The sequence below is a fragment of the Xanthomonas sp. GW genome (assembly GCF_014236815.1).
Classification (GTDB): Bacteria; Pseudomonadota; Gammaproteobacteria; order Xanthomonadales; family Xanthomonadaceae; genus Xanthomonas_A.
In genome coordinates, this window is sequence record NZ_CP051189.1 from 4955811 (window position 1) to 4969869 (window position 14059).

4 protein-coding genes are annotated in these 14059 nt (G+C 71.9%); all 4 read right to left on the reverse strand.

What is annotated here, in order from left to right; all coding sequences use genetic code 11:
- Positions 1-72: 72 nt before the first annotated feature.
- The 4 genes from HEP73_RS21435 to HEP73_RS21450 are packed head-to-tail and all read right to left on the reverse strand — an operon-like array spanning position 73 to position 14058.
- Entirely contained in the window at positions 73-8235 is an 8163-nt protein-coding gene (locus HEP73_RS21435; protein WP_185821482.1) for a two-partner secretion domain-containing protein, read from the reverse strand.
- A gap of 11 nt (positions 8236-8246) precedes the next feature.
- Positions 8247-9944: a ShlB/FhaC/HecB family hemolysin secretion/activation protein gene (locus HEP73_RS21440; protein WP_185823540.1), complete on the reverse strand. Its 1698-nt coding sequence runs from the start codon at positions 9942-9944 to the stop codon at positions 8247-8249.
- Positions 9941-10411 carry a hypothetical protein gene (locus HEP73_RS21445; RefSeq protein ID WP_185821483.1) on the reverse strand — a complete coding sequence of 157 codons (471 nt, stop codon included), beginning with the start codon at positions 10409-10411 and terminating at the stop codon, positions 9941-9943. Before HEP73_RS21445 ends, HEP73_RS21440 begins: the two co-directional genes overlap by 4 nt.
- Complete coding sequence (locus HEP73_RS21450) at positions 10408-14058, reverse strand: bifunctional serine/threonine-protein kinase/formylglycine-generating enzyme family protein (protein ID WP_185821484.1); 3651 nt, start codon at positions 14056-14058, stop codon at positions 10408-10410. Before HEP73_RS21450 ends, HEP73_RS21445 begins: the two co-directional genes overlap by 4 nt.
- Between the last annotated feature and the right edge of the window lies 1 nt (position 14059).

Below are 14059 nucleotides of genomic sequence, written 5' to 3' on the forward strand. Positions count from 1 at the left end.
ACTCCGGTACGGATGCGGCCGGCGTGGCGATGGCGCACGCCGGCAGGGAAACGGGACGGCAGCGCGCTGCGCTCACTCCTGCGTGCACTGCGCATCCGGATCGTCGGCGTCGCAGGCCGGCTGCTGGTCGGCCGGCAGGCGCAGGCCCGGTTTGACCAGGCCGAACGCGCGGTAGCTGGCGTTGGCCGCGCTCAGGTCCACATAGGCGATGGTGCGGCTGTTCGAACTCTGCGCGCGGCTGGCGAACGCCGAGGTCGGGACGTTGAAGCCCGACTCGCCGTCCACGACCAGCAGGCTGCCGTCGGCGGCGACCGCGTAGAAGTACGCTGGCGGCAGGCCGACCGCCGCCACGGTCTGGTTGCTCACGCCCAGCACGTAGATCGGATTGGCGACGGTGCCGATGCGGCCGCTGGCCGAGAAGGTGCCGGCGCCGTCGTACAGCCAGGCGGTGTCGGTTTGCAGCAGATCGCCGAGCACCGCCAGGTACAGCGCCGAGGTGCCGGCATTGACGGTGTAGGCGCTGCCGTTGAGCGCGGACAGGGTCAGGCTCTGGCCATTGCTCAGGCTGAAGCCGCCGGGCGAGGCGAAATCGCCCAGGGTGCCGATACGGTTGTCGATCGCCGCACCGGCCGCGCCCAGCCGGGTGCTGCCGCCGACGCTGCCGCTCAGCGTGTCGGCGCTGATGCGGCCGCTGCTGGTTTCGCTCAGGTCGCCGCCGACCTGCAACCAGACGCTCTGGCCGCCGAGTGCGCCGTCGATCGCCAGATCGCCGCCTGCGTCCAGACGCAGCGCACCGGCAACCGCGACCGGACCCGTCACGCTCAGGTCGCCCAACGTGCGCAGGCTCAGCTGCGTCGCATCGAAGGCACCGAGCGCGGCGATGGCGTTGGCGCCGGTCAGGCTGGTGGCGCCGCTGGAACTGCCGCTCAGCGAGGCGGCACGCAGCGTGCCGGCGGTCTGCGCAATCGTGCCGCCGCTGCGCAACTGCAGCGCGCCACTGCTGCTCACGTCGTGGCCCAGGCCCAGGTCGCCGCCGGCGCTCAAGCCGATGCTGCTGCCGCTCAACGCGCCGGCCGTGCGCAGCGCACCGCCCGCGCTCAGCGCCAGCGTGCCGCTGGCCTGCGCCGCCACCGTCAAATCGTTGCGATCGGCGATGGCGATATCGCCGCCGCTGGCTTGCACCGTTCCCTGGAAATCGTTGCCGGCATCGGTCAGCGCGATCGCGCCGCTGCCGGCATCGAGCGTGGTGCTGCCGGCGACGCTCAGCGCGCCGCGCTGGCCGATACCGCCGCCGCTCGCCGCGGGCGTGGCGCTGGCGGTGACGATGGTGGAGCTGGTGCCGCCGCCAGCGTCGCTGCGCGCGACCAGGTCGCCGCCGATGCGACCCTGGCCCAGCGACAGGGCGCCGCCGCTGGTCACGTTCAGCGCGGCGACCGCCACGCTGCCCAGCGACAGTGCATTGCGGTCGCGCAGAGTGGTGGCGCCGCCGGCGAGGTTCACGTCGCCCTGGAAATCGTTGCCGGCGGTGTCCAGCGCGATCGCGCCGGCACCGCTGTCGATCGTGCTGCTGCCGCCCACCTGCAGCGCGCCGCTCTGGCTCACTGTACCGCCGCCGCTGGTGGCGACCAGATCGCCGGCGATGCTGCCTTCGCCCAGGTTGAGCGCGCCGTGGCTGGCAACGTCCAGCGACCCTAGCGACAGCGTGCCCAGCGACAGCGCGTTGGCGTCGCGGACGCGCGCGGCGCCGCCGCTGAGCGCGAGCAGGCCCTGGAAATCGTTGCCGGTGTCGTCGAGCGCGAGCGCGCCGCTGCCGGTGGCGATCGTGGTATCGCCGGTCACGCGCAAGGCGCCGTTCTGGCTCAGCGCGCCGGTGCTGGTGAGCTGCAGCGCGGCGGCGTTCGAGGCGCCCAGGGTCAGCGCGCCGAGCGCGCCGATGCGGACCGCGCCGCCGTCGAACGCCAATGGGCCGGCGAAGCGATTGGCCTGGTCCAGCGTGATCGCGCCGCTGCCGGCCGTCAGGCGGGTAGCGCCGCCGATGTCGAGCGCGCCGCTCTGGCCGATCGCGGCGTTGCCGCTGTCGGCCTGCAGGGCGCCGCGTACGCTGCCGCTGCCCAGGTTCAGCGCGCCGCCGCTGCTCACCGCCAGGCTGTCGACCGACAGCGTGCCCAGGCGCAGCGCACCGCTGTCGTGCAGCTGCACCGCGCCGCCGGCGATGTCCACGGTGCCGGCGAAATGGTTGCCGCTGCCGGTCAGGGCGATGCCGCCGCTGCCGGTGTTCATGCTGGTGCTGCCGTCGACCGTCAGCGCGCCGGCCGTCTGCACGATGGCCGCGTTGTCCGTGCTCAGCAGCAGAGTGCCGGTCACGGCGACGTCGTCGGCCAGGCTCAGGCCGCTGCCGCCGCTGAGGGTCAGGTTGTGGCCGCTCAGCGCGCCGCCCAAGCTCAGGGTGCCGTGGCGGGCGACCAGGCTCAGGTCGCCGCTGCCGGTGTCGATCGCGCCGCCCGGCAGGTCGAGCGAACCGTCGGCGAGCAGCGACAGCGCGGCATTGTTGCCGTTGTGCACGGCGGCGATGCTCAGATCGTTGCGGTCGGCGAGCTGGATGCCGCTGCCGCTGAGATCGACCGCGCCGACGAAGTCGTTGCCGGCGTTGGTCAGTGCGATCGCGCCGCTGCCGGCGTCGATGCTGCTGGTGCCGGCGACGGTGACAGCGCTGCTGGCGGACTGGGAGATGCCAGTGTTGGTGGTCTTGAGCCGCAGCGTGTCGCGGGCAGTCACGTTGTCGGCAAGGACGATGCCGCTGGCGCTGTCCAGGTCCAGCCGGTTCCCGGACAAGGCCGCCGCGGTGGTCAGCACGCCGCCGCTGCGCAGGGTGATGTCGGCGCTGCCGGTATCGATCGCGGTGGCCGGCAACGACAGGGTGCCGCCTGCGGTCAGCGACAGCGCACTGTTGCTGCCCAGGCTCAGCGCCCCGACGCTCAGGTCGTTGGCGTCGGTCAGGGCAACGCCGCTGCCGGCGACGCTGACCGCCTGGCCGAAGTCGTTGCCGGCCTGGTTCAGGGCGATCGCGCCGGTCCCGGCATCGAGCGTGCTGGTGCCGGCGACAACGAGCGCACCGCCGATCTGCGAGATCGCCGCGTTGCTGGTCTGCAAGCGCAGCGTGGCGCCGGCGGTGACGTCGTGGGCAAGGACGATGCCGGCCGCGCCGGCCAGGTCCAGCCGGTTCCCGGACAGGGCGGCCGCCGTGGTCAGCACGCCGCCGCTGTGCAGGGTCATGTCGGCGCTGCCGGTGTCGATCGCGATGGCCGGCAGCGACAGCGCGCCGCCCGCGATGAGCGACAGCGCGCTGTCGCTGCCCAGGGTCAGTGCGCCGATGGTCAGAGCGTTGGCGTCGGCCAGGGCGATGCCGCGGCCGGTGGCGCTGACCGCCTGGCCGAAGTCGTTGCCGGCGTTGGCCAGCGCGATCGCGCCGCTGCCGGCGTCGAGTGCGCTGGTGCCGCTGACCGCTAGCGGATTGGTCGTGGACTGGCCGATCGCGCCGCCGTTGCTGGTCGCGACCAATGCGCCGTTGACCGTGCCGCTGCCCAGGTTCAACGCGCCGCTGCTGGTGGCGGTGAGGTTGCCGGTGGCCAGCGTGCCCAAGGTCATCGCGCCGCTGTCGGTGATGGCCGTGGTACCGCCGGTCAGGCTCACCGCTTGCCCGAAGTCGTTGCCGGCGCCGGTCAAGACGATGGCGCCGGTGCCGGCGTCGATGCTGCTGGTGCCGGAGACGGCGAGTGCGCCGGCGCTCTGGACGATCGCGCTGTTGCTGGTCGTCAGCGCCAGCGTGCCGGCGGTGACGTCGTGCGCCAGGGTGATGCCGTCGTCGCCGCTGAGGCTCACGTTGGTGCCGGACAGCGCCGCCGCGGTGGCCAGCACGTTGCCGCTGTGCAGGGTCAGGTCGGCACTACCGGTATCGATCGCGTTCGCCGGCAAGCTCAGCGTGCCGGCTGCGATCAAGGACAGGGCGCTGTTGCTGCCCAGGGTCAACGCGGCGACGTTCAGGTCGTTGCTGTCGACCAGGCGAATGCCGCTGCCGGTCAGCGACACGGCGCCGCCGAAATCGTTGCCGGCCTGCTCCAGCGTGATCGCGCCGGTGCCTGCATTGAGGCTGCTGGTGCCGCTGACGGTGAGCGGGCTGGTCGTGGACTGGGTGATCGCGCCGCCGTTGCTGGTCGCCGACAGCGTGCCGGTCACGGTGCCACTGCCCAAGTTCAAGGCGCCGCTGCTGGTCGCGGTGAGCGCGCCGGTGGCCAGCGTGCCCAGGGTCAGCGCGTTGGTGTCGGCGATCACGGTGCTGCCACCGGTCAGGCTGACCGCCTGGCCGAAGTCGTTGCCGCTGGTGGTCAAGGTGATCGCCCCGGCACCGGCATTGAGGTTGCTGGTGCCGGTGACGGTGAGCGGGCTGATCGTGGACTGGCCGATCGTGCCGCCGTTGCTGGTCGCCGACAGCGTGCCGTTCACCGTGCCGCTGCCCAGATTCAAGGCGCCGCTGCTGATCGCGGTGAGGTTGCCGGTGGCCAGGGTGTCAAAGGTCAGCGCGTTGGCATCGGAGATCGCGGTGCTGCCGCCGGTCAGGCTGACCGCCTGGCCGAAATCGTTGCCGGCACTGGTCAAGGCGATGGCGCCGGTGCCGGCGTCGATGCTGCTGCTGTTGTTGACGGTGAGCACGCCGGCGCTTTGGCCGATCGCGCTATTGACGGCGCTCAGCGTCAGCGCGCCGGCGGCGGTGACGTTGTGCGCCAGCGTGATGCCGTTGTCGCCGCGCAGGTTGACGTTGGTGCCGGACAAGGCCGCGCCAGTGGTCAGCGCATTGCCGCTCTGCAGGGTCAGGTCGGCACTGCCGGTATCGATCGCGTTCGCCGGCAGGGTCAGCGTGCCGGCGGCGATCAAGGACAGCGCGCTGTTGCTGCCCAGGGTCAACGCGGCGACGTTCAGGTCGTTGCCGTCGACCAGGCGAATGCCGCTGCCGGTCAGCGAGACGGCGCCGCCGAAATCGTTGCCGGCCTGTTCCAGCGTGATCGCGCCGGCGCCGGCATCGAGGGTGCTGGTGCCGCTGACCGTGAGCGGATTGGTCGTGGACTGGCTGATCGCGCCACCGTTGCTGGTCGCGGACAGGGCGCCGCTCACCGTGCCGCGGCCCAGGTTCAGTGCGCCGCTGCTGATGGCGGTGAGAGAGCCGGTGGTCAGCGCGTCAAACGCCAGCGCGTTGGCGTTGGTGATCGCGGCGTTGCCGCTGATCAGAGTGAGCGCTTGGCGGAAGTCGTTGCCGGCGGTGGTCAGGGTGATCGCACCGGTGCCGGCATTGAAGTAGCTGGTGGCGGTGACCGTGAGTGGGTTGCTCGCGGACTGGGTGATCGCGCCGCCGTTGCTGTACACGGTCAGCCCGCCGGTCACCGTGCCGTGGCCCAGGTTCACGTCCCCGGTGGCGACGGCGAAGAGGTCGCCGGTGGCCAGCGTGTCCAGGGTCAGCGCGCCAATGTCGACGATCGCAACGCTGCGGCCAGTCAAGCTCACCGCTTGCCCGAAGTCGTTGCCGTTGGTGGTCAGGCTGACATTTCCCGTGCTGCCGGCATTGAAGTTGCTGATGCCGCTGACCGTGATCGGGTATAACCCGGACTGGCGGATGTTACTGCCGTTGCTGGTCGCATCCAGGGTGCCGGTCACGGTGCCGGTGCCCAGGTTCAATACGCCGTTGCTGATCAGGGTGAGGTTGCCGGTGGCCAGCGTGCTCAGGGTCAGCGCGTTGGCGTCGGTGAGCGCGGTGCTGCCACCGGTCAGGCTGACCGCCTGACCGAAGTCGTTGCCGGTGGTGGTCAGCGTGATCGCGCCGGTGCCCGCATTGAGGGCGCTGGTGCCGGTGACCGTGAGCGGGTTGCTCGCCGACTGGGTGATCGCGCCGTTGTTGCTGGTCGCGGCCAACGTGCCAGTCACCGTGCCGCGGCCCAGGTTCAAGGCACCGGTACTGATCGCGGTGAGTTTGCCGGTGGCCAGCGTGCCCAAGGTCAGCGCGTTGGCGTCGGTGATCGCGGTGCTGCCGCCGGTCAGGCTGACCGCCTGGCCGAAGTCGTTGCCGCTGGTGGTCAGGGTGATCGCGCCGGTGCCGGCATTGAGGGTACTGGTGCCGGTGACGGTCAGCGGATTGCTCGCGGATTGGGTGATCGCGCCGCCGTTGCTGGTGGCGGACAGCGTACCGGTCGCCGTGCCGCGGCCGAGATTCAGTGCGCCGGTGCTGATGGCGGTGAGGTTGCCGGTCGCCAATGTGCCGAGGGTCAGTGCGCCGCTGTCGGTGATCTGGGTGGTGCCGCCGGTCAGGCTCACGGCCTGCCCGAAGTGGTTGCCGGTGCCGGCCAGGGTGATCGCACCGCTGCCGGCGTTGACGCTACTGGTGCCGGAGGCGGCGATTGCGCCGGCGCTCTGGGCGATCGCGCTGTCGACTGTGGTCAGCGCCAGCGTGCCGGTCGCGGTGACGTCGTGCGCCAGGGTGATGCCGGCGTCGCCGCTCAGGCTCACGTTGGTGCCGGACAGCGCTGCCGCGGTGGCCAGCACGTTGCCGCTGTGCAGGCTCAGGTTGGCGCTGCCGGTGGCGATCGCACTGCTCGGCAGGGTCAGCGTGCCGCCGGCGTTCAACGACAGCGCGCTGTTGTTGCCCAGGCTCAGCGTACCGATGGTCAGGGCGTTGGCGTCGGTCAGGGCGATGCCGCTGCCGGTCAGCGACACGGCGCCGCCGAAATCGTTGCCCGATTGCTGCAGCGTGATCGCGCCGCTGCCGGCATTGAGGTTGCTGGTGCCGGTCACCGTCAGCGGGCTACTCGCGGATTGGCCGATCGCGCCGCCGTTGCTGGTGGCGGCCAGGGTGCCGGTCACGCTGCCGCTGCCGAGGTTCAAGACGCCGGTGCTGGTCGCGGCGAGGTTGCCGGTGGCCAGCGTGCCCAGGGTCAGCGCGCCGCTGTCGACGATCGTGGTGTTGCCGGCGCTCAGGCCGACCGCCTGCCCGAAGTCGTTGCCGGCGTTGTCCAGGGTGAGCGCATGGCTGCCCAGCGAGAAGCTGCTGCTGCCACCCACCGTCAGTGCACCGGACTGCGCCAGGTCGATGGCGTTGGTCAGGCTCAGGTTGCCGTCCACGCTCAGGCTGGCGAGGGCGGCGATGTGGTTGCTGCCGCTGAAACTGGCGTCGCCGCCGATGCTGCCGCCCAGGGTGCCGGCCGTGTAGGTGCCGCTCTGCTGCACGCTGTGGTCGGTGCTGATGTTGATCGCGCCGCTGCCCACATCGATGCTGCCGCTGCCGCCGACGCTGGTCTGGCTGCTGCCGTTGGCGACCAGCGACACGCTGCCGTCGCTGCCGCCGCTGAGGGCGGCGGCGGTGATGGTGCCGCTGTTGTTGATCAACTGGTCGAACAGGCCCTGCGCGGCGCGCGCCTGCAGCGTGATGATGCCGCCGGGCGCGCTGAGGGTGCCGCTGTTGCTGTTGTCCACCGCCACGCTGTCCAGCTGCAGCTGCAAGGCCTTGTCGACGACGACGCCGAAGCCGCCGCTTTCGAAGGTGAGGGTGACCTTGTCGGCACCGACCAGGTTGATGTTGCCGGCGCTGGCGGTGATGGTGCCGCTGTTGACCACCTTGCCGCCGATCAGGTCGACCGCGCCGGCGGCGGCGTTGATGGTGCCGCTGTTGGACATCAGCGCGACCGTGTTGCCGCCGGCGTCGAGCGTGTCGTTGCCGCTCATGAAGGCGGAGGCGGTGGTGCCCAGGGTGCTGGCCACCAGTCCGCCGACGTTGAACTTTGCGGTGCTGCCGAAGATGATCCCGTTGGGGTTGATCAGGAACACCTGGCCGTTGGCGTTGAGATTGCCGAAGATCTGCGTGGGATTGCCGCTCTGCACCAGGTTGAGCACCGCTGAATTGGTGGACGGCTGGTTGAACGTCACCGTGGCCGCCGAGCCGATATCGAACGCGGACCAGTTCAACGCCATCCGGCTGGAGGTCTGGTCGATGGTCAGGGTCGCGCCGCTGGCCGCATTGATGGTGCCGGTGCCGCCGACGATGCTGCCGCCGGTCGGCAGTTGGGTACTCGCCACCTGCGCCGCCGCGTCGCCGGGCGCCGCGGCGCCAATGGCGAGCGCCAGGGCCAGCGCGAGCGGCGAGTGGCGCAGCGCGCGCGCGGCACGGGGGGCGATCGAAGTCTGGGCGATGGCGGACATGAGCGGATTCCTCAAAAGGTGAAACCGAAACGCGAATAGAAACGGACGTCGCGTCCGTCGGACGCGTCGCGCCCGCCGGTCGGCTTTGCGGCGCTGAGCCGCAGTTCGAAGCTCTTCCATTGCGGCACGCGCAAGGTGACGCCGGCACCGGCGCCATCGAACGTGGTCACCGCCGCGGTGGTCGCGCGGTTGCCGCTGGCCGGATAGACCTGCGCGTGGTCGGCGAACACGTCCAGCTCCAGCACCTCGCGCCACGGCCGGCCGTTGAACGGCGAGGCGGCGTCGGCGAAACCGGGCGCATCGACGTGATACTCCAGCGCGGCGTAGTAGCCGCGGTCGCCGAGCGCGTCGGACACCGGATAGGCGCGCACGCTGTCCGGCCCGCCGACCGCGAACTGCTCCATCGGAGTCAGCGCGTCGTCGCTGTACTGGCCGTTGAGCTTGAGGTACAGGCGCTGGGTGCGGCTGAGGTACTGCATGCGCGTATAGCTCAGCCGCGCGATGCTGAAGTGGCTGTCGTGCTCCGGGCTGACCAGGTCCGGCGTGGCCGAGCGGTCCTTCAGCGACTGGCGCAGGCTCAGCTGCAGCAGATCGATGCCGCGCCAGCGCAGGTCGGTGCGGCGCAGCGCGGTGCTCAGTTCGACCACGTCGAATTTCTGGTCGGACAGCTGGATGCCGGCGGCGCTGAGCCGCGACTGTTCGCGCAGGTAGCGCGCCGAGGCCTGCCATTGCAGGTTCTCGCGATTGACGAACTTCCAGTCGCTGCCGAGGTAGACCACCGAGGTCGGACCCTGCAGGCCGAGCGTGGCGAACACGCCGTTGCGCACTTCCAACTCGCTGCGGCTGGCGCCGATCACCGCGCCCAACCCGGGCACCGACGGCACCGGCAGCGCGTAGGACAGCGCGCCGATCCGGCTCTGCCGCGGATCCAGCGAATAGGCGTAGCTGGCGGACAGCACATCGCCCAGCCCGAGCGGACTGTTCCAGGCCAGGCCGAGCTGGGCCCGGTAGCGGCCGGTCAGCTCGGTGCCGTAGTTATTGCCGCCCAGGCTGATCGCATACGGGCGCGGCGCCTCGCTGGCGACCAGCAGCACGTCGGTCTCGCCTTCGTGCTGGCCCGGCTGCAGCACCGAGGACACCGACACGCCCGGCAGGTCGCGCACGTACAGCAGCGCACTGTCCACGTCCTGCTTGCGCAGCGCGCGCCCCTGCAATGCCTGCAGCGGCGCGGCCAGGGTGCTGGCGCGGTAACGCGACGCGCCCTTGACCTCGACCTGGCCGACACGGCCTTCGAGCACGCGGATCTCGACGATCTGTTCCGGCCCCGGGGTCTGCGCCGGCAGGTAGGCGGTGCTGACGATGAAGCCGGACAGGCGGTAGGCGCGGGTGATGGCGTCGGCCACCGCCTGCAGTTGCTCGAAGCGCAGCGCCACCACCGGCTGGCCCTGCGCCAAGGCCTGGAATTGCGCATCGGCCAGCGCCTGCACGCTGGCCGGGGTGACGCCGGCCTTGGCGTGTTCACCGACATCGCGCACGCGGAAGCCGCGCACCTGCAAGGTCACCGCGTTGTCCTCGCGGTCTTTCAGCGGCGGCAGCGTGGCGCTGGCGCCGCTGGCCGCGGTGCCGGTGTCGGCGGCGGCAGGCGGCAGCTGCGCCCACGCCGGAACGGCAGCGAGCCACGCGGACACAGCCGCGGCCAGACACGTCATACGCATGCGATTTCCCCTGGAACGATTCCCTGTCGTGCGCCGGCCTCGCCCCACTGCGCCCCGGGTACCGCGGCGGCAGCGGCGGACCGATGCGCGCGCGGGCCGGGATCGGCCGCCGCTTGCGCCTGCCCTGCGAATGCGGGCAAGGCGCCAGCGAAGAATAGCAGTAAAAGTGCGATAAACGTCACGAAAATAAACAGCATGAGCCAGCGCCGACGGCGGCGCGCCGGCGCGTCGGCGAACAGCGCACGCAGCGGTTCGTGCGCGGCGCGGGTGGCGGCCGGCGCGGCGGCGGCCACGGTCGGTCGCAGCGCATTGCGATGGGTCACGCCCTGGCCGATATCGCGCACGGAGGCCAGCACGTTGCGCCGCCGCGCGCGGTATTCGTCGCGGCCGATGCGGCCGTGCTGATAGGCCTCGGCGAGCGCGTGCAGATGCGCGTTGGCCAGGTGCTGGGCCTCGTTCATGGCAGCTCCCGCAGCACGCGCAGGCCCACGTCCGGCTGCGCCGAGCCGTTGTCGGCGCGCCGCGCCTGCACCGTGCAATCGGCCCAATAGCTGGCGAAACTGCCGCCGCGCGCCTGCACCCCGGCGCCGCTGGACACCCACTCCCAGACGTTGCCGGTGACATTGATCAGCCCCCACGGATTGGGCTCGCGGCCGCGCGGCGGCAACGGTGCGCGGCTGGCGTCGCCAGCGCTGGCGGTGGGCGGCACGCAATTGCTGTCCTCGGCTTGCCGCCAGTCGCTGCCGGCCTGCGCGGCGTGCTGCCATTCGGCATCGCTGGGCAGGCGATAGCGCCAGCCGCCGCTGGCGATGGTCAGCCAGCGCAGGTAGGCGCGGGCCTGGGTCAGGCTGATGTTGCGCACCGGCGCGCGCGCCAGTTCCGCGTCCCCGGCCGGTTGCGCGGTGCACTTGCCGGTGGCCTGGCAGAACAGGTTGAAATCGGCCACCGCCACTTCCGCGCGCGACAGCGCGTAGGGCTTGCCGCCGGCCAGGCCGGGCACCACCACCAGCATCGGCCCGCGCTGCGCGCCGAGCGCATCGAAGCAGGCCTTGCCGCGTCCGGGCGCGGCAGCGGCGCAAGGATCGGGGCCGGTCGGCACCGGCGGCAGCGGTTCCTCGTCGCTCGCCGCGCCTGCAGCAGGCGCACGCGCGCTGGCCGCAGGCGCGGTCGCCGGCTTGGCGGCGGGCTTGCCGCTCGCGGGTTTGCGCGTGGCGTCCTTGGCGGCCGGCTCGGCCGCTGCGGCCGCGGCCGCTGTCGGCGCCAATGCATCGGAACTGGGCGCATCGCTGCCGGCCTGGCGCTGCAGGCGCGCGCCGAGCGTGCCTTCGGGCAGCTGCCCGCGCGCCTTCAGGTCGGCTTCCAGCTGCGCCATCGCCTGCGCGTCGCTGCGGTACAGCGCCTCCAGGCGCTGGCCGAGTTGCTGTCGCGCGGCAGCGGGCAAGGCCTGCGCGCTGCCGTCCATCACCGCGGCGACGACGTCGTAGCGGGCCTGCGCGGCGCGCAGGTCGGCGCGGTCGCCGAGCGCGGCGACGCCCTGGCCGAGCACGTCGGCGGCCTGCCGATAGCGGCCCTGGCGGAACGCGCCGGCGGCGTTGCCGAGATAGACCCCGGCCAGCAGCTGCGGCGCTTCCTTCTGCAGGAACGGATGTTGCGGTTGCAGTGCGCCGATGCGCGCCAGCGCCTGGCGCGCCTTGTCCAGATCGTTGGCGGCCGCGGCGCGGCGCATCGATTCGATCCGCGAGGTCACTTCGGCCTCGGCGCTCTCGCGCGCCAGCATGGTCTGCAACTGTTGCTGCAGGGTCTGCAGGCGCTCGCGCTGGGCCAGCAGCTGCGGCGCCTGCGGCGCCTGGGTCAGGCCGAAATCGACCAGCGCTTGCGCGCCCGGCAGCTGCAGCGGATCGCTCTGCGGCGCGACCGCCGCGGCGATCGCCGCCGCCAGCGCCGCGTCCTGCGCATCGCGTTCGGCCGCTGGCAGGACCGCCAGCGCCGCCTCGACGTTGTCCTGCCAGTCCGGGTCGGCGGAAGGCTCGGCCAGCAGCGCCGCCAGCGCCTTGCGCGCCTGCGCCGGATCGTGCAGCGCCGCTACCGGCGGCTGGCTGGCATGGTGCTGCGCCAGTTCCAGCTGCGCGCCGCGCAACTGCAGCCGCAGCGAATCGGGCAGCGCCGCGCGCGCCTGCTGCAGGCGGGTGCGCGCCTGCGCCCACTGCTGCGTGTCGGCCGCCTGCTGGATCGCCGCGTCCAGGCGCAGCTCCAGTTCCGGGTGGCGCAGCAGCGCGCTGTTCGGATCGATGCGCCGCACCTGGTCCAGTGTGGCCAATGCGTTGTCGGCGCGGTCGCGGAAGATGGCGCCGGCGGCGATCTGCGCGTTGAGCGCGGTATCCAGCGCGTTGAGGCGTTCGTTCTTCTCGCGCTCCATGCTCTCGCGGCGGGCGTCCAGCGCCGGCGAATACAGCCGCAGCCGGTCGCGCAGCGCGAACGCCTGCAGCGCGCCGCGGTAGTCGTAGCGCCCGCTGGCCGGATTCCACAGCGCATCCAGGCGGCGCAACAGGAAATCCTGGATCAGGTCGCCGCGGTCCACCAGCAGGCGCCGGCGGTCGTCGTCGTCGAGACTGGCCAGCGCCTGCAGCGCCTGGGTCTCGTCGACGTAACGCTGCGGATCGGCGGCGCCGAAGCGCGCGGTGACCTGCTCCACATGACGCTGATGCAGATAGCGCGACGCGCCCCAGCCGCCGGCGCCGACCAGCACCAGCGCCGCGGTGCCGTAGCCCAGCAGCGGCAGCGCGCGCTCGCGCAGCGGCACCTCGCGCAGGCCTTCCAGCAGCGCCTCGACCTTGCTCAGGCGGTGCGCGGCGGGAAACGCCACCGCTGCGCACAGGGTCTGGTACTGGCGCTTGGTCAGGCCCGGCACCGGCGGTGGCACGCGCTTGTCGCGCAACGCCACTTCGGCGCTGAGCTTGTCGAACGGATGCTTGCCGGTGAGCAGCTCGAAGCACACGCAACCGAGCGCGTAGATGTCGTCGGCCGGCGTGGGTTCCTGGCCGCGGATCATTTCCAGGCTGGCGTAGGCCGGGGTCAGCGCGCCGAGCGTGGCCGCGTCGAACACGGTCTGCTCGCCGGCCACGTCGGCGGCGTGCTTGCCGGCGCGGGCGATGCCGAAATCGAACACCTTGGCCACGCCGTCGCGAGTAACCATCACGTTGCCCGGCTTGAAATCCGAATGCACCACGCCGGCGGCGTGCGCCCGCGCCAGGGCCCGCACCATGCCCTCGATCAGCGGCCGCGCGCGCGCCAGCGGCATGCCGTTGTAGGCCTTCTCGCGGATCAGCGTCTTCAGGTCGCAGCCGTCGATGTACTCCATGGTCATGAAGACCAGGGTGCGGTCCTTGTCGAAGTCGTAGACGCGCACGATGTTGTCGTGGGCCAGCTTCTGCGAGCGCCGCGCCTCGCGCTGCAGCGCGATCAACGAATCGGGATGGCGGCGGAACTCGTCGCTGAGCACCTTCACCGCCAGCCACGGGTCGCGGTCGCGCGCCTCGACCTTGCGTTCGTCGCGCGCCAGGTAGACCACGCCCATGCCGCCGCGGCCGAGTTCGCGCTCCAGGTAGAAGCGGCTCTTCAGCAGCGTGCCGACCGTGGCGTAATCGCCGCCGGCGGCATCGGCCAGGCGCTGCCAGCTGGCCAGGCTGGCGGTGCCCGCGGTGCCGGTCGCGCCGCCGGTGCCGGTGCCGGTCGCGCCGGTGCGGTCGGCGCCGGCCTGCGGCAGCGGCATTGCCGGCTGCACGCGGGTGGCTTCGTCGTCGACCGCGGCCGGCGGCGGCGGCGCACGGCGCGGCATCACCACGGTGGCGTCGTCGTCGATCGGTGCGGCCACGGGCGCGGTGCCGCCATCCGCGCGCAAGGCGTCGAGGCGGGTCACCAGCGTGGTCACGGTGACGTCGTCGAGCAGATGCTGCTGGCGCAGCTGCCACAGCGTTTCCACCCCGGCCCGGTAGTCGGCCTCGGGCACGGCGCTGCGTTTGGCCAATGCGTCGAGCACGGCCTTCAGGTCCAGCTCGCCGGTGCGCATCGCGGCGACCAGCTCGACGACGGTAGCGGTATCTTCATGCACG

Coding starts and splice junctions, on each gene's coding strand:
- HEP73_RS21435 (WP_185821482.1), bottom strand. CDS start 8,235: ATGTCCGCCATCGCCCAGACTTCGATCGCCCCCCGTGCCGCGCGCGCG.
- HEP73_RS21440 (WP_185823540.1), bottom strand. CDS start 9,944: ATGACGTGTCTGGCCGCGGCTGTGTCCGCGTGGCTCGCTGCCGTTCCG.
- HEP73_RS21445 (WP_185821483.1), bottom strand. CDS start 10,411: ATGAACGAGGCCCAGCACCTGGCCAACGCGCATCTGCACGCGCTCGCC.